Below are 20,760 nucleotides of genomic sequence, written 5' to 3' on the forward strand. Positions count from 1 at the left end.
TGGGTGCCCGGGGAACTGCGAGGATAGCGGGGTGTCCAGTCCCGAATCGTTCTCCTTCACCGCTGGTACGCGTCTGGATGGGCGGCACGGCCGGTCCGGTGTGATCGGTACGCCGCACGGCTCGATCGCCACGCCCGCGTTCATTCCGGTGGGCACCAAGGCGACGGTCAAGGCGGTGCTGCCGGAGACCATGCGCGACCTCGGCGCCCAGGCGTTGCTGGCCAACGCCTACCACCTCTACCTGCAGCCGGGCGCCGACATCGTGGACGAAGCGGGTGGGCTCGGCGCGTTCATGAACTGGCCGGGGCCGACCTTCACCGACAGCGGCGGGTTCCAGGTGATGTCGCTGGGCGTCGGGTTCAAGAAGGTGCTCGCGATGGAGGCCGTCGACGTCCGCAGCGATGATGTGATCGCCCCCGGCAAGGAACGGCTGGCCACCGTGGACGACGACGGCGTCACCTTCCGCTCGCACCTGGACGGCTCTGTGCACCGGTTCACCCCCGAGGTGTCCATGGGCATTCAGCACCAGCTGGGCGCCGACATCATGTTCGCCTTCGACGAGCTCACCACGCTGCTCAACACCCGTGCCTACCAGGAGCGGTCGGTGCAGCGCACGCACGAGTGGGCGCAGCGCTGCATCGACGAACACGAGCGGCTGACCGCCGCACGCTCGCACCGCCCGTATCAGGCGCTGTTCGCCGTCATCCAGGGCGCGCAATACGAGGACTTGCGCCGCAAGGCCTGTCGCGGTCTCGAATCGATCCGGGGTAGCGCGGGAACGGGTTTCGACGGCTACGGCATCGGCGGCGCGCTGGAGAAACACAACTTGGGCGCTATCGTCGGCTGGTGCTGTGACGAGCTGCCCGAGGACAAGCCGCGACACATGCTCGGCATCAGCGAGCCGGAGGACGTCTTTACCGCCATCGAGAACGGCGCGGACACCTTCGACTGTGTGAACCCGTCCCGGGTCGCTCGCAACGCGGCGATCTACGTCGACACCGGCCGGTTCAATATCAACACCAGCCGCTTCCGGCGGGACTTCACCCCGATCGACGAGACTTGCGACTGCTACACCTGCGCCAACTACACCAGCGCCTACATCCATCACCTGTTCAAGGCCAAGGAGATGCTGGCGGCCACGCTGTGCACCATCCACAACGAGCGGTTCACGGTACGCCTGGTCGACCGCATCCGGCAGAGCATCGAGGGCGGCTACTTCGACGAGCACAAAGCGGAAGTGTTGGGCCGCTGGCGGCGAAGTGGTGGTTGATCCGCACCGCCTGCGAACACCGGCGCTGCCGTATGCCTCACGCAGTCGCGCTCGTCTGGCCGCTGTCGAGCGAAACGTGACTTGACCAGCGGCTCAGCCGTGTCCGGGCGAGCAAACAGCGCTTGCGCTTCCAGACGACAACACCGGCCGACCGCCGGTTTCGAGCGAAGCGAGATCGAGCATCGCCGTTCGCGGCCCGGCTCGCGTCGGAGCGGCCGACCCGCAACGAAGTCGCAAGCGGCAGTCGCTCGGACGCGAGCTTACGAGTTCGCGTATGCGCTGCGAATCGAGCCCAGCTCAGGCTTGGAGTGGGGCGACTTCCGTTGGGGAGTAGGTAGGTTCGCGCTTCTTCAGGAATGCGATCACGCGATAGGTGATCGGAAGCACCAGTACTTCGACGAGGGTCTTCCAGAGGAAGCCGACGATCACGTAGTTCACGAACTGCTGCCAGGTGTCGATACCGATGGCGCCCGCGGCGATCGAGCAGAAGATCAGTGTGTCCGCGAACTCGCCGACGATGGTCGATCCGATCAGCCTGGCCCACAGGTACTTTTCCTTGGTCCTCTCCTTGATCAACACCAGTGTCGCGGAATTCAGTAGCTGTCCGACGAAGTATCCGGCCAGGCCTGCGATGACGAGCCGGGGCGTCGTCCCGAGGACCGTGCGGAACGCCTCTTGGTTCTCGTAGAAGCTTGCGGCGGGCAGACGGATCGCGATGGCGAAGCACACGACCGTCAGCAGCAGGGCGGCGAAGCCGTAATAGATGGCGCGCCGGGTGGCGCGGAAGCCGTACACCTCGCTCAGCACGTCGCCGAGGATGTAGGCCAGCGGGAAAAGGAAGAAGGCTCCGTCGGTGGCGATGGGCAGGATTTGCAGCGGCCCCAGCGACGCCGAGCGATCGCCGAGGAACTCCACCCCCTTGGTGGCACAGATGTTGGAAATGATCAGGGTCGCGGTGAACAGGGCCACGATCGGTGCGTAGTACCCCCGCGCCACCTGGGCAAATGCCGCATGGTCCGCGGGGCATCCAGGCCCGCCGTGTTCTTCGGTGGTATTCGACTCACTCACCCGCATCATCCAACCAGGTTGTGGAATACCCTGTAGCAATGACGAATCCCGGCGATTCCGACGAGTGGTGGAAGCAGTACGGCGGCCAAGGCGTGTCGCCGGAGTCCGGTGGGCAGAGTTCGGTGCCGCAGTACCCGAGCGCCGAGCAGCCGTCGGGTTATCCGTCGGCGCCGCAGTACCCGGTGCAGCCGCCGTCGCAGCCGACGACGCCGCCTCCGCAACCGCAGTACCCGTCTTATCAGCAGCCCGCGCAGCCGTATCCGCAGCCGAATTACGGCTACCAGAGCCCCTACCAGCCCTACGGCGCTCCGGCGCAGGGCACCAACGGCATCGCGATCGGCGCGCTGATCTCGTCGCTGGTCGGGTTCGTCACCTGTGGGCTCGGCTCGATCATCGGCATCATCCTCGGCGTGGTCGCGCTGAATCAGATCAAGCAGTCCGGCCAGGAGGGGCGGGGCATGGCGCTCGCGGGCATCTGGGTCGGTGTCGGCGCGTTCGTGCTGGGCCTGCTGTATTTCGTCGTCGTGATCGTGGTCGGGGTCTCCAGCGCGTAGCCGCCGGGCCGGGAAAGCATCAGGGGCGCACCCGAATGGGTGCGCCCCTGCGCGTTTCGCCACGACTTACGCGGCTCAGGCCTTGACGACCTGGGTGCCGCCGGCGAACTTGTCGTGCCAGCCCTGCTTGTTCGGGTCCTGGGAGATGGTGATGATGATGTAGATCACCAAGCCCAGCGACACGAGGCCGCCGACGCACGGAATGATGTTCGCCGCAATGAACGCGTTGCGCTTCAGCGAGGTGACCGCGTCCACATTGCCCGCGCCGCCGGGGGCGAGCACCTTCAGGCCGAGGATCTTTTTGCCGAGCGTGGCGCCCTGCGAGGTCTCCAGGCCGACAAAGTAGCCGAGCTGCACCAGGGTCCAGACCAGGCTGAGCACGATGGTCAGCACAAAGGAGTCGCTGACCAGGGCGTACAGGATGAAGTAGGGGATCAGCAGGATGATCGCGTCGATGACGCGGGCGCCGATGCGGGTGCCGAGGTCACCCGGCTGACCGCCGTAGTTGTTGAAACCGGGCTGCTGCGGGTACTGACCGTAGGGCTCCTGCCCGTACTGCGGCTGCTGGCCGTACTGCGGCTGCTGGCCGTACTGCGGGGGCTGCTGCCCGTACTGCGGGGGCTGCTGGCCGTACTGCGGCTGCTGGCCATACTGGGGCTGACCGTACTGGTCGCCGCCCTGCGGGTACGGCTGCCCATACGGCTGCCCGCCCTGCGGATATTGGTTGGGGTCGTACCCACCGCTTGTCATAGTTATTTGTCCTCGTCGATTGATCAGTAGTTGGACGATGCGTACGTTACGGACATCGGCTGTGTTGCAACAACCCATTCACGTCGAGTGTCCACGGTTCGCGCGGCACCAGGCGCGGGTCGAAATGCGCGAGTAGCTCGGCGGACGAGGTCGCGGTGTAGCCGAGCGAAGCGGCGAGCGCCGCGACGACTTCCTCGGGCGTGTTGCCGAGCGCCCGCCGGTCGGTAAGGGTCACGGCGCCATCCCGTTTCGCCAGCCGCCGTCCCTCTGTGTTGAGCACCAGCGGCACATGGGCGTAGCGCGGCGCCGGAAGATCGAGCAGCGTCGCGAGGTATGCCTGTCGCGGTGTCGACGGCAGCAGATCGTCGCCGCGCACGACTTGGTCGACGCCCTGTGCCGCGTCGTCCACCACAACCGCGAGGTTGTAGGCCGGTACGCCGTCGCCGCGGCGCAACACCACGTCGTCGACCGGGCCGCGGTAGCGGCCGTGTAGGTCGTCGTTCACCTCGAACTCGGTGACCGTCGCGCGCAGGCGCAGCGCGGCAGGGCGGCCCTCGGCGCGCAGCCGGGTGCGCTCGGACGCGCTCAATCCGCGGCAGGTGCCGGGATAGGCGCCCATCGGCCCATGCGGCGCTGTCGCTGCCTTCTGGATTTCTCTTCGGGTGCAATAACATTCATAGGTGAGCCCGGCGGCGGTGAGGCTTTCGATGGCCGCATCGTAAAGCGGCAGCCGTTCGGACTGGCGTACCACGGGGCCGTCCCAATCCAGGCCGATCGCGGCCAGATCGTCCAGTTGCCGCCGCTCGGCACCGGGGCGCACCCGATCCAGATCATCGATCCTGAGCACGAAGCGGCGGCCGGTGGAGCGGGCGAACGCCCAGGCGAGCAGCGCCGTGCGGAGATTGCCCAGGTGCAGGTCACCGGACGGGCTCGGCGCGTACCGGCCCGCGCCCGGCTCAGCCACGGGCTCGGCTGGTGAACGAGGAGATGCGCACTCCTGCCATCGTAGGAGCGAGGCGATCAGCCGCGCAGACGCGGCCTCAGGTCGGCCTCCGATAGTTCTTCGCCGGCCTCCAGCGCGGCGAGCAGAGATTCCGCGTGGGCAACCAGTCCCGGACGATCGATACCGTAGGGCATCTTATCTTTCTCGGGGCGATAGGCGGTCAGCCGGGACACCGCGCGGGCGAGGAGTGTACGCGCCCCCTTGTGATTTCCGCGCTGTATGTGGGTGAGACCGACAGCGAACTGTGCGAGCGCCTGCCACAGCATCCGCTCGGCGAACGGGCCGTTCTTCCATGCGGCCTCTAAAACCTCATGTGCGTTGAATGCTAGTCCATCGTCCAGCAGTTGCTGGGCGAAGGTCAAGGTTTGCTGGGGTGCCAGATCGAGCTCATCCGGAATTCGGGCAACTCCGGTGCTGCCCGGCGGCAGTGGCCGCCCGAGTCGGTCGCGCGGGCGGGCATTGCGGGCGCGACCTGCGTCGTCGCGATCGCGTTGGACCATAGTTTCCATGATGCACGGCCGCGGCGTCGTGGTCGAAGCGGCCCGCGGCGGTCGGCGAATTGTCGGCCGATAACAGAGCAATCACATCCGTTAAAAAGATTGTGGTACGCCAGTGCTGGGAATGAATGCCAGCGGCTGGCAATGTTTCCGCAACCCCCTTCCTTCGCAAACGTGTGTGGCTGCGATGATTGAATAGGCAAGAGATGGGCAAACTTTCGATGGACCTGCTAGTGTGGGCCCGCGGGGACAAGCCCCGCGCGAGGTTAATTTCCTCTCGAACTCGATGTGCGATATCCCCGCACCGGGAAAGTGTGCTCTGCAAAGGGTGCACTGCGGGATTCGGCTTTCAGCCGAGTGCCGAGGCTAGCTGAAACGATGTCAGGAGAAATCTATCTCGCTCTCGACGCAGCAAAGGAGCTAGTGCCGTGGAAGTTGATTGGGCGGGCGCTGTGTGGCGCAAGAGCACATACAGCGGTCCGGATGGGAACTGCGTAGAAGTCGCTTTCCTCGGGAACGGCAATGTCGCGGTTCGTGACACCAAGGACAACGGACGTGGCCCGGTCTTGGCCTTCGTGCCGGGCGAGTGGGATGCGTTCCTAGCGGGGGTCTCGGCGGGGGAGTTCCGGCGCGGATAAACCGCACCGGAGTCGCCTGAGCCAGGCAAAGCGGGCCCCGAGTCGTATGGACTCGGGGCCTTCGCGGCTTTCCGTGGACGACTTTCCGTGCCGTCCGATCATCAATGGGGGAAGCCGTTTCCGCTGCCGTTCGCCCGCTCCTGGATCTTGCGCAGCACGGCGAGTTGTTTGCGTTCTTCTTCGTGCTCGGTCGCGAAGTGCTGCTCGCTCTCCTGGCGCGAGTCCGCGCGCAGGAAGCTACCGGTGCCCGGCTGACCGGCCGCACCCAGCTTGCTCATCTTCTTCGGGACCGGGGCGCCCTGGTATTCCAGCGGGATCGGGTGACCGTGCTTGCCCACCGGGCCGAGTGGCTGATGGATTTCGATGTACTCGCCGTGTGGCAAGCGCTTGATCACACCGGTTTCCACGCCGTGCTCGAGCACCGCGCGGTCGCTGCGCTGCAAGCCGAGGCAGATACGGTAGGCGAGGAAGTAGGCCAATGGTGGCGCGAGCAGAAGCCCGATCCGGCCGACCCACGTCGTCGCGTTCAGCGAGATGTCGAACTTGTAGGCGATGATGTCGTTGACGCAGGACAGCGTCAGCACCACGTAGAACGCGATCGCCATCGCGCCGATCGCGGTGCGGACCGGCACGTCACGCGGACGCTGCAGCAGGTTGTGGTGCGCGGCCCTGTCGCCGGTCAGCCGTTTCTCGATCCACGGGTAGGCGATGAGAAGGGCGAACACCAAAGTCATGATCACCGCGACCCAGAACACCGCCGGGACGGTGTAGCGGCCCAGATACAGCTCCCACGGTGGCATCAGCCGCGCCATGCCGTCGGTCCACATCATGTAGAAGTCCGGCTGCGAGCCCGCCGACACCTGCGAGGGGTTGTACGGCCCCAGGTTCCAGATCGGGTTGATCTGGAAGACGCCGCCCATGATGCCGACGATGCCCAGGGTGAAGGCGAAGAACGCGCCCTGGTCCGCGGCGAACACCGGCACGATTCGGGCACCGACCACGTTGTTCTCGCTGCGGCCGGGACCCGGGAATTGGGTGTGCTTCTGGTACCACACCAGGGCAATGTGCGCGGCGATCAATGCCAGGATGATGCCGGGGAACAGCAGCACGTGCGCGATGTACAGGCGCGGGATGATGATGTCGCCGGGGAAGTCGCCGCCGAACATCAACCAGTGCATCCAAGTACCAATGATCGGGATCGAGATCGTGATGCCGGAGAACGCCGCCCGCAGACCGGTGCCCGAGAGCAGGTCATCCGGCAGTGAGTAGCCGAAGAACCCTTCGAACATCGCCAGGATCAGCAGCAGCGAGCCCATCACCCAGTTCGCCTCGCGCGGCTTGCGAAACGCGCCGGTGAAGAAGATCCGGAACAGGTGCACGATGATCGACGCCGCAAAGAGCAACGCCGCCCAGTGGTGCACCTGGCGGACGAACAGGCCGCCGCGCACCTCGAAGGAGATGTTCAGCGCCGTCTCGTACGCCCGCGACATCGTCACACCACGTAGCGGCTGGTAGGAACCGTTGTAGACGACCTCCGCCATGGAGGGGTCGAAGAACAACGTCAGATACACACCCGACAGCAGCAGGATGATGAAGCTGTAGAGCGCGATCTCGCCGAGCAGGAACGACCAATGCGTCGGGAAGACCTTGTTGATCGACCGCTTCATGAACGCGGCGCCCTTGTACCGCTCGTCCGCCTCGTGGGCTTGCGTAGCGATTGTGCGAGCTAGATCTGTAGCCATGGCCGACACCCTGCCCAGGGAGAGAGTGGTATCCGTTGCTACTACAGACGGTAGCAGAGCTTGGCGGCGGAATCGATGGGGTTTTCCGGCCTGTTGTGGAACAAGATCATCACATTTACTTCGGGCTCGCCGGAAGCGGTGGTATCCGAGTCGATATCGTTTTACTTGTGAGCGCGATGGCACCGCAGGACGCGACGATGTACTGGCTGTCCCGACGTACGCGCAACGATCTGTTTCTGCTGTATTGCTTCGCGGATTCTGGGCGGCCGACCAAAGAACTGCGCGCCGCCGTAGCGGAACGTAGCGAACGGATCGCAGACCTGCGGGTGCGCCTGCGCGAACTGCCCGCAGACATCGATTACCCGTACTGGACACCCTGTGAATTCGCCGCCGAGCAATTCGTGGAACACCGACTGGCGGAGCCGAATTGGTCGCGGCTGCTGGACGCGCTCGGCGGTGTGCTCGGCACCGGGGTCGACGCCGCCGTGCGTCCGTGGCGATTGCATGTGTTCCGCGGGATCGTCGACGCACCAGGGCCGGGGAACGGGCCCGCCCTGGTGGCGGTGCTGCAGATGTCGCATGCGCTTGCCGATGGACGGCATGCCTCGGCGATCGCGCGGGCGCTGTTCAGCCAGCCCGCGGAGGATGTCGCGTCTCGGGCCGGTCGTCGAGAGGCGTCGGTGCCGGGAGGCAGCGGCGTACTGGCCGATTCGGCGCTAGGGCTGCTGCGTATGCCGGTTCGGCTGGGGGCGACCGCGGTGCGGGGTTACCAAGCCTTTCGGGCGCAGCAGCAACTCGCACAGTTGACCGAGTCGGGCCGACTCTCCCCACCGGGAGCGGGTTTCCCACCCAGCTCGGTGAATCGGTCGGTGGCCGAGGGAATCTCGCGCCATGAGGTCCGGATGCTCGTGTTCTCGGCCGAAGACCTGCGGGTACCCGGTCGCACCGTCACCGTTGTCGTCCTGACAGCGGTGTCGTCGGCGCTCGCTCGCTACCTGGCCGACCAGGAGGAGCTCATGCGGCGCCTGGGCGCACAGGTGCCGATGGCCCTGCCGGAGTCGTCCACCGAACATGGCATCCGGCCGCGCAACAATTACCGCAGCCTCGGCGTCGACCTGTTCACCGACGAGCCGGACCTGCGCCTGCGCGCCGACAAGATCGCCGCCGCGCTCGTCGAGCGACGCCTGCGCGCTCAGCACCCGCTCTTGTCCGCGCAGGACCGGGTCACCGCGACCATCCCCGCCCCGTTGCTGCGCCGCGATGTCGACCGCTATCCCATCGACACCGTCCCCGACTCGATCGCGGGCCACACCGTCGTCTCCAGCGTCGACCGTGGCCCCGCCGACCTCGTCTTCGGGGGCGGCCCCATACGGTTCACCGCGGGCTTCCCAGCTCTGGGGTCGGTCATGCACCTCACCCATGGCGTGCACGGCCTCGGCGACACCGTCACCGTTTCCCTGCACGCGGATTCCGCGGTCGTGCCTGATGTCGACACCTACGCCGACCTGCTCCGCTCCGCCGTGAAAGAAGTGATCGCCGCGCTGTGAGCCCCGGGCGCACACCGGGATTTCCGTACGGCCCTGTGCCGAGCCGATCTTCGACCAGGAGGATTCAGGCTCGGGCGAGGGCCGGTGGGGGCGTGGCCTGCGCGAGTTCGCTGGAGACCTTGATCTCGAGTTCGATCCGCGTCGCGCTGATCACGGAGCGTTCTTCCTCGACCGTGTTCTCGATCGCCCGCGACCACAGCGCTTGGATTTCCGCGATCTCCTCGCCGGTGGCCTCGCCGTCGAGTTCGATGCCACGGCGCTGCAGGGTGATGTTCAGCGCCGCGCTGAGCGTGCGCATCAGATCCTCACAGCGATTGGGGAGCTTGCGGTGCGCCACGACGCGCAGACTGCTGATGAATCCCACGGAACCGGCAATGGTTTGGCGCAGTTCCGCACCCACCCGGTCCAGCTCGTCGTCCGCCCAGCGGTCGCAGTGCATCAACTGCCGCCGGACCTCACTGGAGATCGCCAGCACGGAAGAGACCGCGGTCAGCACGGATTCCCGCCTCCATTTGTCCTGCTCCCGGCGTTCCGCCGCCGCGTTCGTCAGCTCCACGTTCCGCTGCGCGGCATCGAGTGTGACTCGGTTCCGCTCGTCCGCTGCGGTAAGCGCCGCACGATTCGTGCGGTTGTTGACCAGCACGCCGACCAATGCCGCAACGGCGACGATGAGGGAACCGATGAGTGGAAGCCACTGAGTCACGGGGAGATCATCGCATCGTAATCGGAAGTCGCACAGTCTCGATCGGATCGCTGCGGGTAGCGGCTGATCCCACGCCTGGATCTCTTCCCGCTATCGGCCTCGGAATCATCCACAAGCCGACGCGCTTTCGGATTCGCGGGAGGAAATGCCGATCATCGCAGCACCGGACCGGGCAACGGCAGCGTCAGCCAGGGAAGTCTGACGCCATGCTCCAGATGAGGCGTCAGCTCCGTGCGGCGCCTTCCGGCCACACGACATCGACCGGCACGCCGCGTTCACGCGCGAGTTCCACCACGCTCGCGGTGATCGACGGACAGCCCTGTCCACCTAGCCGCTCACCGGGCCGGTGCTGATCCTCGCAGCGGCGACGGCAGCCGTCATCGGCATCTTCGCCATCGCCTTTCTCATCGCGTGGCTGCTGACCGGAGTACCGGCGACCGGGCCGCGCGTCAGCGAGATCGATGAACGGCTCAGCCACGAGCCCCCGATCCGACCGCTGACAGTCGAGCAAGCCAACCAACAGTGGCCGCGGCGTCTCGCATGCCGCCTCAGCTACTGCGCACGCAAGCAGGAGATCTTGCGAACGCTGCGCGCGGCGGGCGCGACGCCGGACATCGACGCCACACCGGATTCATACACGGCACCGACCCGCCGAGGTGGTCGGCACGCCCACCCCCGAAGGAGGAAACCATGATGTTCAGCACCGCTCTGCGCGCCCTGCTCGCCGGTTGCGCCTCACTGCGTCGCTGGTCGGCGGGACGATGGCATCGACCGCGATACCGGTCGCGCAGGCCGGGCCCTGCCTGTTCGGGCACGTCGATCCGAACGACGACAACAGTGCCTGCCACGGTTCGGATTCGGCGAAATGGCCGGAATCGGAATCGACCCCGGACGGTACCCCGGCGCTGTTGTGTGCCCGGCTCAACGAAGGCCAGCGGGTCGCGACCCGACTGCCAGATCCTCTCGGCGAACGCCACTGGATATGCAAGAAGTACAAGGATTCGTGGGGACACACCTACTACGAATGGACCGAGGTACTCGTCTCTTAGATGGGAGACTGGAGTGATGGCGGAGCCGATCATCCACACGCCCATGTACGAGCAGCTGCTCGCCGGCGCCGAACGGCTCGCGCGCGACCGCGGAGACGGATGGGTGGGCGTCGAGCACGTCTTGATCGCTGCCTTCTCCGACCCCGACGCAATCTCGACCGTTGAGCTGCGCGATCGGATGGGCGTCGATCCCGCCGAACTGATCCGCCGGTTGGCGCAAATCATCGATGCCCCGATCCCCGGACCGGGCGAGTACCGGGTGCGCAGCCTGGACGGCACGACCGTTATCCGGTCGGTCGACGGCTAGCTAGCCGGATCATTCGGTCAGCTGCGGCTCTGCCATCCCCGTCGTCAGCGGGCTGAACAACGAGTTTCTCAGGGAGGGGAGAAAATTGTGACGCAGAACGGCCCGGGTCGGAAGCCGGAAAAGCTCCTGACCCGGGCCGTTGTGGCGGAGGATAGGGGATTTGAACCCCTGAGGGCGTTAACCCAACCCGCGTTCCAGGCGAGCGCCATAGGCCACTAGGCGAATCCTCCGTGGAGCAGCATACCGGTAGGGCCCGGCTGGTCGCCAAATAGGGGAGGGGGATGGGGTGAAGCGCCTGGTAAGACGGGGTGGCGGACCCCGGGGGATGGACCTGCGGGTGGGAGCGGCTACACTGGCCGACGGATCCCGCGCGGCGCGCATCCTGTGAACCCCCCCAGGGCCGGAAGGCAGCAAGGGTCAACGGGCTCTGCCGGGTGCGCGGGGTCCCCTTTCAAAGGGCTCGCGCGGACGGGCGATCCGCCGTCGGATAACGCCTCCAATTCCGAGCAGCGCACGGGTAACGTGAACACCGTCCGCGGATGCACGTGCGTCTGCACGGACACCATGTTCGGCCGCCGCCGCACATCGGTCCGGCCAACCCATCGTCCCTTCGCTGCTTGAAAGGCTGCCCAGGATGCCCCGGCAAACGCAGATCGGTTTGATGAGCCATGAGGAACTCGTGCACGAGCACGACACCCAGACCGCGAACTACGCGACGCTCAAGACCGAGAAGCTGACGCTGGACCTGACCAGGGGCAAACCTTCTCCGGAACAACTCGACCTGTCCGCCGCGCTGCTCGACCTGCCCGGCGAGGGGGATTACCGCGACGGCACCGGCACCGATTGCCGTAACTACGGTGGCCTGCACGGTCTCCCGGAGCTGCGGGCGATCTTCGGTGAGCTGCTCGGCATCCCGGTGGACAACCTGCTCGCGGGCAACAACGCCAGCCTTGAGTTGATGCACGACGTGATCACCTACGCGATGCTGTACGGCACCAACGACTCCGAACGGCGCTGGGCGGCCGAGGACACACTGAAGTTCCTGTGTCCGGCCCCCGGCTACGACCGGCACTTCGCGATCACCGAGGCGCTCGGCTTCGAGATGATTCCGATCCCGATGCGCCACGACGGTCCCGATATCCACGCCATCGCCGAACTGCTGGCGAACGACCCGCAGATCAAGGGTCTGTGGGCGGTGCCGAACTACTCCAACCCGACCGGTGTCACGTTCTCCGAAGATGTGGTCCGCGAGCTTGTTTCGATGCCCGCCGCGGCACCGGACTTCCGGCTGTTCTGGGACAACGCCTATGCGGTGCACCCGCTCACCGACACCGCGGCCCCGGTGCACGATGTACTCGGCATGGCCGCCGCGGCCGGAAACCCGAACCGTCCGTTGGTATTCGCCTCCACATCGAAGATCACCTTCGCCGGCGCGGGTGTGAGTTTCCTCGGCGGTTCCAAGGCCGATCTGGACTGGTACCTGAGCCATGCGTCGAAGAAGAGCATCGGCCCGGACAAGATCAACCAGTTGCGTCACCTGCGTTTCTTCCAGGATGCCGACGGCGTGCGCGCGCACATGCAGAAGCACCGCGCGATTCTGGAGCCGAAGTTCGCGCTGGTGCTGAAGATCCTGGAGGACCGCCTGGGCGCGTCCAAAGTGGCGTCCTGGACCGAGCCGAAGGGCGGCTACTTCATCAGCCTGGACGTGCTGGAGGGCACCGCGGCGCGGGTGATCGCGCTCGCCAAGGACGCGGGCATCGCGCTGACTGCGGCGGGCTCCGCCTTCCCGTACCGGAATGACCCGGAAGACAAGAACATTCGCATCGCACCCAGCTTCCCGAAGCTCCCCGAGCTCGAGAAGGCGATGGACGGCCTGGCCACCTGCGTGCTGCTCGCGGCCACCGAGAAGCTGCTCGGAAAGTAATCGGGGACAGATCGCACCCAGCGGCGCCCGGCATGGATTTCGTGCCGGGCGTTCGCTCCTGGGCCCAGCCGGTCGGGGTCTGCCCGCACCCGGACCAGCCCGACCAAGGCGGGCCGCCGCTTATCCGGTCTCCAGCAGCGTCTTGAGCTGCGTGAGGTCGGCGCGGTTGGCCCGGCGGATCGCCGCTTCCAGCAGTGGCGCGGCGAGTTTCCCGAACCCGCTGGGCTCGCCGCGGTTGCGCAGCGTCATGCGGGTGCCGCCCGCCGCGGTGTCCGCCCAGATGTAGGTCGTTTCCATTGGAAACGGGCCCTCCGCGGTCCGCATCACCAACCGCTCGCCGGGCACGTAGTCAACGACCTCATAGGTGTAAGTCAGCCGACGCCCCAGGAAGTGGGCGACGAATGACATCCGCGCGCCGACCCGCAGCGGCGGCTCCGTCTGCCAGGTGGCGCTGTGTATGCGCGAGTACCAGGCGGGAGCATGGGTCGGGTCGCCGGCGAAGGCCGCGACCAGCTCGCGCGAGCGGTCGATCTCGACTTCGGTCAGTACGTCGACGGCCATCGGGCCGGTTCAGCGTGGTTTGTGTGCGAGGACGGCGAACATGGTGACCGAGAGGTGGATGTCGCCGCTGGCCGCGCCCGCCTCGAGGTCGGTGAGCAGTTGATCGCGCTGCGCCTCGGTGATCGCGCCGCGCGCGACCGCCATCGCCGAGATCCTGGTGACCAGCGAGCCGACGCCGACGCTGCGGTCCTGCACCAGGGCTTGCGAGTTGATGTCGTCGACCACCAAACCGGCCTTGGTGAGCAGGCCGGGGATGCGGCGACCCGCCAGCGGGTTGGTGGTCGCCGATATGAGCGTGTCGATCACCTCGCGCACGACCCGGCGGTCGCCGGGGTGCATGATCGCCGTGCCCCAGTCGCTGTCCACCACCACGACGCGTCCGCCGGGTCGCAGCACGCGCGCGATCTCGTTGGCCGCGCGAGCCGGTGCGGTGAGGTGCTGGAAGACGCGCTCGCACAGTGCGGCGTCGAAGCTGTCCGAGCCGAACGGCACGCCGTAGGCGTCGCCGGAGTGGAATGTTGCCGTCGAGCCCGACTCGGCGGCCCGGCGTTCCGCGGAAGCGAGCAGGTGCGGGTCGGGCTCGACGCCGACCGCGCTGCCGTTCGGGCCCACGGCTTCGGCGAAGCCGATGACTTCTGTACCTGTGCCGGAGCCGATGTCCACGGCGTGCTCGCCGGGTCGCAGCGCGAGCGCTTCATGCGCCCAGGTGCGCAAGCGGCGGATACCGGGTAGCGCGGCCTGCAGGTCGCGCACGTCGACAAGTTGGTCCTGACCTGCTCGGTCGAACCGATCTGGGCGCAATCCGTAGGTGTTCATGGGCCCGTGTCCGTCCCTGGCCGTTGCCGTCGTGCCTGTCGGGGTCGCCGTCATCTGAGGCATGGCCTGGAGCCTACGCGGCGTGTCGTCTACCCGCGCGTAGGGCATGTGACTCGCGTCACTCACCGTGGCCGATGAACCGGGCGTTCCCCGGTCGTCGGCACTGGTGGGATGATCGAACCGGTCCGGAGTACACCGAGCAGGAGGTAGGCGATGTCTCGCACGCTGTGTCTGGCGCAGGACGCCGAGGCGGACAAGCTTCTGACCGAGGACCACTTCGCCACGTTGCTCGGGATGCTCCTCGACCAGCAGTACCCGATGGAGCACGCCTTCCGCGGCCCGAAGAAGATCGCCGACCGGATGGGCGGGTTCGACATCCACCGCATCGCCGAGGCCGACCCGCAGGAGTTCGAGGATCTCGCCGCGACGCCGCCCGCCATCCACCGCTACGGCCGTTCCATGGCTCGGCGCGCCCAGGAGCTGGCCCGCTACGTCATCGAGCACTACGACGGCAGGGCCGAGAATATCTGGACCGCGGGCGACCCGGATGGCAAGGAGGTGCTGCGGCGCCTGAAGGCTCTGCCCGGCTACGGCGAGCAGAAAGCCAAGATCTTCCTGGCGCTGCTCGGCAAGCAGCGCGGCGTGCGGCCCAAGGGGTGGCGCGCGGCAGCGGGCGCCTACGGCGAGGAGGGCTCGCGCCGCTCGGTAGCCGACGTGACCGACGCCGAATCTCTCGCGCAGGTGCGGGAATTCAAGAAGCAGGCGAAAGCGGCCGCCAAAACGACCTAGCGTGGCGGCCGTAACTCGTGGGTTGCCTGTTTGAAATCTTCGTGCGTTTTTTCCTCGTTCTTCCGGAGTTTGTGGCCGATGCTTTCGGCTGGAACAGCTCCACCCGAGATGAGGGATTGCAGGACATGAGGATGAGGAAGCTCGCCGTACTCGCGGCGCTGGTGACCGTGGCGACCGGAGTGGCCGCGGGGACGGCCGGTGCCGCGCCTGCGGAGGAAAGTGCCGAGGGCGCGATCAATTTCACCGCGCATGCGACCGATACCCAGTCGATCATCGAAACCGACGCGGGTTCGCTGGTCGTCGAGGACGAAGTGCTCGAGGTGAAGGCCTCCAACGGTACCGTGGTCGCGGCCACGCCGCTGCGGTTTCGGCTCGACGATTTCGAGTTCCCGATCGCCGCACAGATTTCCGGCCGCAGCGCCACCCTGACCCCGATCTTCGACCGTGAGCACGCGGTCTACAAGCCGGTCGCCCTGCCGTACGAGGACAAGGCGCCGTGGAAGACCGAGTACGACCGTGAGGTCGCCGCCTGGACCCGCCTGACCAGCACGATCAGCGCGGGGGCGACCATCGGCACGCTCGTCGGCGGCCTGGCGGGCGGGGCCGTCGGCTGCGTGCTCGGCGGCATCGCCGGCGCGACCGTCGCCTCGGCGGCGATCGTCGGCCTGTTCGGCGCGTTCATCCCGGCCGCCGCTATCGGCTGCCTCGGCGGCATCATCGCGGTCGGTGCGCTCGGCACCCTCGCGGGCCAGATCCTGATCACCGCTCCGGTGGCGATCGGCGCCGCGATCCAGTACTTCACAACGGTCAATTCCTCATTCCCGGGGAACTGATCCGACCTGGGGAAATGACTGGAAGGCGGGGTTTACCAGCTGTTTTCCAACGCTGTGATTCCAGTCACTCATGTGGGCAACGTGTCTTGATTTGCGCCGTTAAGGTTTCCTCGAGCGGATCCCATTTCCGCGGGTGTTACGTTGCGGGGCATGGGTTCCAGATGGGTGGAGGGTTCCGGGCATTACCTGGCGAGCGAGGGGTTCGCCGATCAACTCCCGCTGCTGGTCGCGGACGCCGTGTGGGAATTCTTGCGGGACAAGGCCACGCGGGTTGCCGATGAGGTGACGGCGGCGCTGGAGGCATGCCTCGAGCAGCCGGTGGTGTCGCGGGCGGCGGCGCTGTTGTTCCAGGTCGCGACCTTCGATGCGCCCGAGTTGCAGCCGTTGCGGCTGGCGCTGGTGCGGGCGGCGCGGCCGACCTGGCATGCGGACCCGGATATGCGGGAGCGCGTGCAGATTCTGCGGCGCTGGGCCGAGGGTGAGGAGACGGCCGATCAGGTTGCCGTCGAACTGCTCACCGTTGCCGCCGAGCTGAGCGCGATGGTGGCCACCGACTCCGATGAGGATTTGGTGTGGCAGGTCCGCGTGCTCGAAGACCTGGTCGGGGCTTTAGATCTCGTGCGGGAGCGGACTGCGGAGCAGGTTGCCTACGGTGTCGTGAACTCCAGGCGCGTAGTGACGATCCTCACCGAGTTGGCGGGCCGGGACGAGCCGACCTACCTACGGTGGCTCGCGGCCGCCCATTTCACGGCGGCTCAGTTCCTGGCAAGCGCGAACTCACCCGAGCCAGCGATAGCGGAGTCGGAACACGGGATTCAACTGAGTCAGAAGCATTTTCGGCGCACACCGGAGATCGGCTCCGCGCTCGCGCTGGATAAGGCCTGGGCCACGCACCGTGGATTGCTCAGGCGCCTCGGTGACAGCGCACAGGCCAGCGCGGCTCACAGCGAGCACCGCGCCGTGCTGCATGCTTGCGTGGCCGCGCTCACGAAGTCCGCGTCGGCGCAGGGGCTTCGACAGTGGCTGGATGTGTTGCGTAGGCGGGAATGTTTCGACGACGCGGTGACGGTGTCCGCGCGTGTGGTGGAGTTGGCTGCCGAAGCCGCTGTCGCCGAGGATATTCCGGCGTGGGGAACGCTGGCCACGGCCCTGCGCGCGCATGGGGAAACCCAATATCGCGCGGGCCGCCACGATGATGCGGCGTTGTCCTGGCAGCGATTCATCGAAGTCCGGCAGCGCATCGTCGATCTCGGCGCTGCTGCCGACGGTGTCGCGGAAGCGTTTCAGCAACTCGTCCGCCTCGCCGACCAGCTCGAAAACCCGGCTATGGCAGTGGCATTCGGCCGATACGCGACCGTGGAACGGGCCGAGTGCGCGGACCGGGATCCGGACGTGCACCTGGCCATCCTGGTCGAGGAGCTGCGCGCGCACGCGTATCGGCTGCATTCGGTAGGTCTCGCCAGCGAGGCCGCGGAGGTCGCCGAACGCGGGCTCACCCACGCGCGGGTATTGGTCGAGAAGGATCCGGTGGAACATCGCGCGGAACTCAGTGGGATGCTCACCTGTGCCGCCGCCATGCACCGGGAAGCCGGCCAGTTGACGGCCGCCGACCGGCGATCGGCGGAGGCGCTGGCGGTGGCCGAGCAGCTCGCGCAAGCCGATCCCGATTCTCTGAGTCATGCGGCGAATGCCCTGCACAACCGGGCTCTCGTGCTGGGCGGTCTCGGGAACCGAACAGCGGCGAAAGAATTGCTGACGCGATCGGCGGCGCTTTACCGCTCGATCGCCGCGGACAACACCGAGATGCAGGGTTCGCTGTCGAATGTGCTCTGCACCGCCGCGGCGAACCAGATCGATCTGTCGGAATATGAGGAGGCGTTGGCGTGCGTCCAGGAGGCGGAGGCAACCTTCGCGCGGCTCGCCGGCGCCGACCCGAATAGGTACCTGGGCGATCATGCTTACGCCCTGACCACTCAGGCGGTGCTGCACCACAGAATCGGCGAGTATGAACTCGCACAGCACGCCGCCGCCGCGGCGCTCGAGTTCTGCGGCCGGCTGAAGCCGGGGCACAGCCGCGATGAGCGTCGGTTCGACGCGTTACGCACGCTGGCGGAGATTTCCGCGGACAGCGGCAATGATCGGGCGGCGCTGGAGTACGCGAGATCCTTGCTGGAGCTGGGCGAGCGGATGGTCGACGAAGGCAGATCTGAGCAGGCCGACCTCATCGACGCCCTCTCGGTTCTGACGCGATGCCTGTCACGGGTGGGTGAGACCTTGGAGGCGCTGGAAACCAGCACGCGCACTGTGGCTTTGCTGTACGAGCTATCCGAATCCGAGCGCGATCCGCGCAAGTGCGCGGACGTCCTGGACCGGTATGCCAGCGCGCTTACAGAGACCGGGCGCCACGATGAAGCACTGGAGATGTCCGCGCAGGCTCTCACCTACGCCGAGCAGCTGCTGGCGAGCAATCGTGATACGCATCTGGTCACGGTCGGGAAGGTCCTGAACAATCACGCTTTCCGGCTCGACAACTCTGGGCGCCCGGAGGAAGCGATCATCTTCACGGCTCGCGCTATCGATATCAACGAAGAGCTGAGTCTGCTCGATGAGCGCCATCGTAGCGAGGTGGGCATCAACCTGCTCAACTACGCGAACCAGCTGATCAACCTCGAGCGTTATGAGGAAGCACTCGAGGCCGCGGTGCGCACGGTGGCAGTATTCGATGAGCCGAACCCCTGCGAAACTTCGGAATTGTTGGCCAAAGCACTAGCCAACCACGCGACGGCGTTGAGCCGTCTCGATCGTCACCACGAAGCGGTTCGGGTGCAGGAGCGGGCCGTCCGAATCGTCCAGGACTGTGCCGCCGAGGAACACCTGGCGTTCCTGCCGCAGTTGGCGCGCACCACGCGTGCGCTGGCCGCCTGGATGTCCGCAGCCGATCAGTGGCCTGAGGCCAAGCATCGTTCGGCGGCAGCGGTGCGGCTGTGGTGGGAGGCGGCCCAGCACGACCGGCGGCATCTGTCTGACCTGGTAGACGTCGTGGACCGCCACGCCGAGTACTGTCACGACCGTCGGGATTCGGCGGGCGCCGCTACCGACCTCGGCGAAATCATCGGCTGGGCAAGGCAATTCGGATCGACTGCTGATGCGAAGGACCGCCTCCTGGTGGTGAACCTACTCGGCACCTACGCCTGGATGCTCGGCGATTCCGGGCAGCGGCAGGCTGCTCTCGATACGGCACAGGCCGCCGTGACGCTGGTGGAAGAGGTCATCGAAGGCAGCGACGACGACCATCGCGCGAAACTCGCGGACACTCTCGATTCTCTCGCCGACGCGTTGGCGGATTGTGGGCGATACCGAGAAGCGTTGCGGTACAACGCTCGTGCCCTTGAGCTGTGGCGTCAGATGGCGGGCAAGGGTCGCGCCCACCGCAGCAATCTGGCGTGGTCATTGTGGCATCACGCCGCCTGGCACGCCGAAGCCGAAGCGGAAAGTGCTGTGCCACTGCATTATTCGATGGAAGCGCTACGGATCTACCGGGAGTTGTGCCGAGCGGACCCGGAGGAAGTGGAGTACCTGGCGGGCGCGCTCGTCGACCATGCCCGGCACCTGGCGCGGGTGGGGCGGCACACGGAGGCCGTAGAAATCTCGGCGCAAGCCCTGGAAATGATCGAGTCCAACGCGATTCCCGACCCGGATACGCACGGCGCTGACCTGGCGACGTGCTTGCGTCACCACGCAAGCCACTTGGTCGCCATCGGTAGAGCTGATGACGCGCTCGAAAATGCCAGGAGGGCACTGCGATTCATCGAACCCGCAGCCGCGAAAATCCCGCTGCGGTATCTACCCGAACTGGCCGCGATCTGCGAGGACACCGCGCGGCTGGTGGTCGACCGCGATCCGGCCACCGCTGACGCACTGAACGAGCGCGCTCTCCGGATATACACCCAGCTCGCACCGGCCGAGCCCGAACTGTTCAGGCCCCGCCTACGAGATGGCGGATAACCCATGCCGCACAGGTCGGGCAGCTGAAGCTGACCGGCCGCGACCGCCCGATTGTGCAGGGTCAAGGCGAGTTTTGCGCGAGGGCTTCGGCGCCGAATTCGACTGCCGCCGAACGGCCCCGCACTTTTTCGCCCGCGCGACAACCCGTTCATAAGGCATTACCGAGCCGTGCGGGCCTGCTACCCGCCGCCGACCGCTTTTCCACGTCTATGAAGCGCCGCCATGCGGCTGCTGCCTCCGCGCGTCGGCCAACGGCTTGGAAATCGTCCCCAAAATATAAGAGCGATCTGGTCATTGTCGATATCGACGACACGTCGTCGATATCGACCTCCCTGTCCGCCGCTGCCACGACCTGCGCTATCACCGCCACGGTCTCCTCGAGCAGCGCCCGAGTCCGAAGCAATCGAGCCAGCTGTGACAGCTCGTCCAGCGACGCGAAATCGCTGACAGCTGCCGCCTGTTCACGCAGCAATTTCACGACGGCAATGCGCACGCTCTCGCACCCGGCTATCACTGCCCGCGTGATTCAGCATCGCAATGTGCTCGGTCCAGGCGCGGTCGATCTGTGGCACGGCCGATGTACCTGAGGTGGCGACCAAGTTCTCCCATAGACGAATACAACACTCGGTTTCGCGAACGCCGCGCTGGGCCCATCCGGCTCGGGTCAATCGGCTGGAATCTCAAAGGAGTGTAAAAGGTGGTCG

Annotated in this window: 20 protein-coding genes, 1 tRNA gene and 1 other RNA gene; 12 read left to right on the forward strand and 10 right to left on the reverse strand. The window is 66.3% G+C overall.

The genetic code is table 11. The features are described 5' to 3' along the window. The first annotated feature begins 31 nt into the window (after positions 1-31). Complete coding sequence (tgt, locus tag AB0M45_RS12195) at positions 32-1,270, forward strand: tRNA guanosine(34) transglycosylase Tgt (RefSeq protein WP_364326472.1); 1,239 nt, start codon at positions 32-34, stop codon at positions 1,268-1,270. A 297-nt stretch (positions 1,271-1,567) separates the two neighbouring features. Here the strand turns inward: tgt and AB0M45_RS12200 are convergent, their stop codons facing one another. Next, a complete protein-coding gene (locus tag AB0M45_RS12200; RefSeq protein WP_364326798.1) occupies positions 1,568-2,344 on the reverse strand; it encodes a queuosine precursor transporter in 777 nt (258 codons plus the stop codon). A gap of 32 nt (positions 2,345-2,376) precedes the next feature. Between AB0M45_RS12200 and AB0M45_RS12205 the strand changes: the two genes are divergently transcribed. Further along, a complete protein-coding gene (locus tag AB0M45_RS12205; RefSeq protein ID WP_364326475.1) occupies positions 2,377-2,892 on the forward strand; it encodes a DUF4190 domain-containing protein in 516 nt (171 codons plus the stop codon). 75 nt (positions 2,893-2,967) lie between these two features. On the opposite strand, the gene AB0M45_RS12210 is transcribed toward AB0M45_RS12205, so the two are convergent. From AB0M45_RS12210 to AB0M45_RS12220, 3 genes are read right to left on the reverse strand one after another with little or no spacing between them, the layout of a single operon-like run. Next, positions 2,968-3,642 carry an RDD family protein gene (locus AB0M45_RS12210; protein WP_364326478.1) on the reverse strand — a complete coding sequence of 225 codons (675 nt, stop codon included), beginning with the start codon at positions 3,640-3,642 and terminating at the stop codon, positions 2,968-2,970. 46 nt (positions 3,643-3,688) lie between these two features. Continuing rightward, a complete protein-coding gene (gene gluQRS / locus AB0M45_RS12215) occupies positions 3,689-4,606 on the reverse strand; it encodes a tRNA glutamyl-Q(34) synthetase GluQRS (RefSeq protein WP_364326481.1) in 918 nt (305 codons plus the stop codon). 56 nt (positions 4,607-4,662) lie between these two features. Next, complete coding sequence (locus AB0M45_RS12220; RefSeq protein WP_364326484.1) at positions 4,663-5,145, reverse strand: DUF309 domain-containing protein; 483 nt, start codon at positions 5,143-5,145, stop codon at positions 4,663-4,665. 425 nt (positions 5,146-5,570) lie between these two features. Here AB0M45_RS12220 and AB0M45_RS12225 point away from each other — a divergent pair, with 425 nt between their 5' ends. Further along, positions 5,571-5,780, forward strand: coding sequence for a DUF397 domain-containing protein (locus AB0M45_RS12225; RefSeq protein ID WP_364326487.1), 210 nt, complete (start codon positions 5,571-5,573; stop codon positions 5,778-5,780). 101 nt (positions 5,781-5,881) lie between these two features. On the opposite strand, the gene AB0M45_RS12230 is transcribed toward AB0M45_RS12225, so the two are convergent. Next, positions 5,882-7,522, reverse strand: coding sequence for a cytochrome bc complex cytochrome b subunit (locus AB0M45_RS12230; RefSeq protein WP_364326490.1), 1,641 nt, complete (start codon positions 7,520-7,522; stop codon positions 5,882-5,884). A 176-nt stretch (positions 7,523-7,698) separates the two neighbouring features. Between AB0M45_RS12230 and AB0M45_RS12235 the strand changes: the two genes are divergently transcribed. Next, entirely contained in the window at positions 7,699-9,069 is a 1,371-nt protein-coding gene (locus tag AB0M45_RS12235; protein ID WP_364326801.1) for a wax ester/triacylglycerol synthase domain-containing protein, read from the forward strand. A gap of 64 nt (positions 9,070-9,133) precedes the next feature. On the opposite strand, the gene AB0M45_RS12240 is transcribed toward AB0M45_RS12235, so the two are convergent. Then, positions 9,134-9,772, reverse strand: a complete 639-nt coding sequence (locus tag AB0M45_RS12240; protein ID WP_364326493.1) for a hypothetical protein — start codon at positions 9,770-9,772, stop codon at positions 9,134-9,136. A gap of 346 nt (positions 9,773-10,118) precedes the next feature. On the opposite strand from AB0M45_RS12240, the gene AB0M45_RS12245 reads away from it, so the two are divergent. From AB0M45_RS12245 to AB0M45_RS12255, 3 genes are all read left to right on the forward strand, one after another. Further along, positions 10,119-10,466 (forward strand): hypothetical protein, encoded by a 348-nt coding sequence (locus tag AB0M45_RS12245; RefSeq protein ID WP_364326496.1) that lies wholly within the window; start codon positions 10,119-10,121, stop codon positions 10,464-10,466. Positions 10,467-10,533: 67 nt separating this feature from the next. Beyond that, positions 10,534-10,821 (forward strand): hypothetical protein, encoded by a 288-nt coding sequence (locus tag AB0M45_RS12250; RefSeq protein WP_364326499.1) that lies wholly within the window; start codon positions 10,534-10,536, stop codon positions 10,819-10,821. Positions 10,822-10,837: 16 nt separating this feature from the next. After that, a complete protein-coding gene (locus AB0M45_RS12255) occupies positions 10,838-11,128 on the forward strand; it encodes a Clp protease N-terminal domain-containing protein (protein ID WP_364326502.1) in 291 nt (96 codons plus the stop codon). Between the two features lie 142 nt (positions 11,129-11,270). Here the strand turns inward: AB0M45_RS12255 and AB0M45_RS12260 are convergent. Next, a tRNA-Ser gene (locus AB0M45_RS12260) sits at positions 11,271-11,358 on the reverse strand. A gap of 128 nt (positions 11,359-11,486) precedes the next feature. On the opposite strand from AB0M45_RS12260, the gene ffs reads away from it, so the two are divergent. Next, an RNA gene (gene ffs / locus AB0M45_RS12265) (signal recognition particle sRNA small type) lies at positions 11,487-11,581 on the forward strand. Between the two features lie 181 nt (positions 11,582-11,762). Further along, positions 11,763-13,052 carry an aminotransferase class I/II-fold pyridoxal phosphate-dependent enzyme gene (locus AB0M45_RS12270; protein WP_364326505.1) on the forward strand — a complete coding sequence of 430 codons (1,290 nt, stop codon included), beginning with the start codon at positions 11,763-11,765 and terminating at the stop codon, positions 13,050-13,052. Between the two features lie 120 nt (positions 13,053-13,172). Here AB0M45_RS12270 and AB0M45_RS12275 read toward each other — a convergent pair whose 3' ends face one another. Both AB0M45_RS12275 and AB0M45_RS12280 read right to left on the reverse strand, forming a co-directional pair. Next, positions 13,173-13,613 (reverse strand): SRPBCC family protein, encoded by a 441-nt coding sequence (locus AB0M45_RS12275; RefSeq protein ID WP_364326508.1) that lies wholly within the window; start codon positions 13,611-13,613, stop codon positions 13,173-13,175. 9 nt (positions 13,614-13,622) lie between these two features. Beyond that, complete coding sequence (locus AB0M45_RS12280; RefSeq protein ID WP_364326804.1) at positions 13,623-14,429, reverse strand: methyltransferase domain-containing protein; 807 nt, start codon at positions 14,427-14,429, stop codon at positions 13,623-13,625. A 213-nt stretch (positions 14,430-14,642) separates the two neighbouring features. Here AB0M45_RS12280 and AB0M45_RS12285 point away from each other — a divergent pair, with 213 nt between their 5' ends. The 3 genes from AB0M45_RS12285 (at position 14,643) to AB0M45_RS12295 (ending at position 20,056) form a co-directional block, all read left to right on the forward strand. Beyond that, complete coding sequence (locus AB0M45_RS12285; protein WP_364326511.1) at positions 14,643-15,218, forward strand: HhH-GPD-type base excision DNA repair protein; 576 nt, start codon at positions 14,643-14,645, stop codon at positions 15,216-15,218. Between the two features lie 125 nt (positions 15,219-15,343). Then, positions 15,344-16,051 carry a hypothetical protein gene (locus AB0M45_RS12290; RefSeq protein WP_364326514.1) on the forward strand — a complete coding sequence of 236 codons (708 nt, stop codon included), beginning with the start codon at positions 15,344-15,346 and terminating at the stop codon, positions 16,049-16,051. Positions 16,052-16,201: 150 nt separating this feature from the next. After that, a complete protein-coding gene (locus AB0M45_RS12295) occupies positions 16,202-20,056 on the forward strand; it encodes a tetratricopeptide repeat protein (protein WP_364326517.1) in 3,855 nt (1,284 codons plus the stop codon). Positions 20,057-20,204: 148 nt separating this feature from the next. Here the strand turns inward: AB0M45_RS12295 and AB0M45_RS12300 are convergent, their stop codons facing one another. Then, positions 20,205-20,549: a hypothetical protein gene (locus AB0M45_RS12300; RefSeq protein ID WP_364326520.1), complete on the reverse strand. Its 345-nt coding sequence runs from the start codon at positions 20,547-20,549 to the stop codon at positions 20,205-20,207. Positions 20,550-20,760: the final 211 nt, after the last annotated feature.

This window comes from Nocardia sp. NPDC051787 (assembly GCF_040681325.1).
Lineage (GTDB): Bacteria > Actinomycetota > Actinomycetes > Mycobacteriales > Mycobacteriaceae > Nocardia.

Excerpts from the sequence above, each read along its gene's own strand:
- AB0M45_RS12200 (WP_364326798.1), bottom strand. The coding sequence starts at position 2,344 with ATGCGGGTGAGTGAGTCGAATACCACCGAAGAACACGGCGGGCCTGGA.
- AB0M45_RS12205 (WP_364326475.1), top strand. The coding sequence starts at position 2,377 with ATGACGAATCCCGGCGATTCCGACGAGTGGTGGAAGCAGTACGGCGGC.
- AB0M45_RS12210 (WP_364326478.1), bottom strand. The coding sequence starts at position 3,642 with ATGACAAGCGGTGGGTACGACCCCAACCAATATCCGCAGGGCGGGCAG.
- AB0M45_RS12220 (WP_364326484.1), bottom strand. The coding sequence starts at position 5,145 with ATGGTCCAACGCGATCGCGACGACGCAGGTCGCGCCCGCAATGCCCGC.
- AB0M45_RS12230 (WP_364326490.1), bottom strand. The coding sequence starts at position 7,522 with ATGGCTACAGATCTAGCTCGCACAATCGCTACGCAAGCCCACGAGGCG.
- AB0M45_RS12235 (WP_364326801.1), top strand. The coding sequence starts at position 7,699 with ATGGCACCGCAGGACGCGACGATGTACTGGCTGTCCCGACGTACGCGC.
- AB0M45_RS12250 (WP_364326499.1), top strand. The coding sequence starts at position 10,534 with ATGGCATCGACCGCGATACCGGTCGCGCAGGCCGGGCCCTGCCTGTTC.
- AB0M45_RS12255 (WP_364326502.1), top strand. The coding sequence starts at position 10,838 with ATGGCGGAGCCGATCATCCACACGCCCATGTACGAGCAGCTGCTCGCC.
- AB0M45_RS12270 (WP_364326505.1), top strand. The coding sequence starts at position 11,763 with ATGCCCCGGCAAACGCAGATCGGTTTGATGAGCCATGAGGAACTCGTG.
- AB0M45_RS12275 (WP_364326508.1), bottom strand. The coding sequence starts at position 13,613 with ATGGCCGTCGACGTACTGACCGAAGTCGAGATCGACCGCTCGCGCGAG.
- AB0M45_RS12280 (WP_364326804.1), bottom strand. The coding sequence starts at position 14,429 with ATGAACACCTACGGATTGCGCCCAGATCGGTTCGACCGAGCAGGTCAG.
- AB0M45_RS12285 (WP_364326511.1), top strand. The coding sequence starts at position 14,643 with ATGTCTCGCACGCTGTGTCTGGCGCAGGACGCCGAGGCGGACAAGCTT.
- AB0M45_RS12290 (WP_364326514.1), top strand. The coding sequence starts at position 15,344 with ATGAGGATGAGGAAGCTCGCCGTACTCGCGGCGCTGGTGACCGTGGCG.
- AB0M45_RS12295 (WP_364326517.1), top strand. The coding sequence starts at position 16,202 with ATGGGTTCCAGATGGGTGGAGGGTTCCGGGCATTACCTGGCGAGCGAG.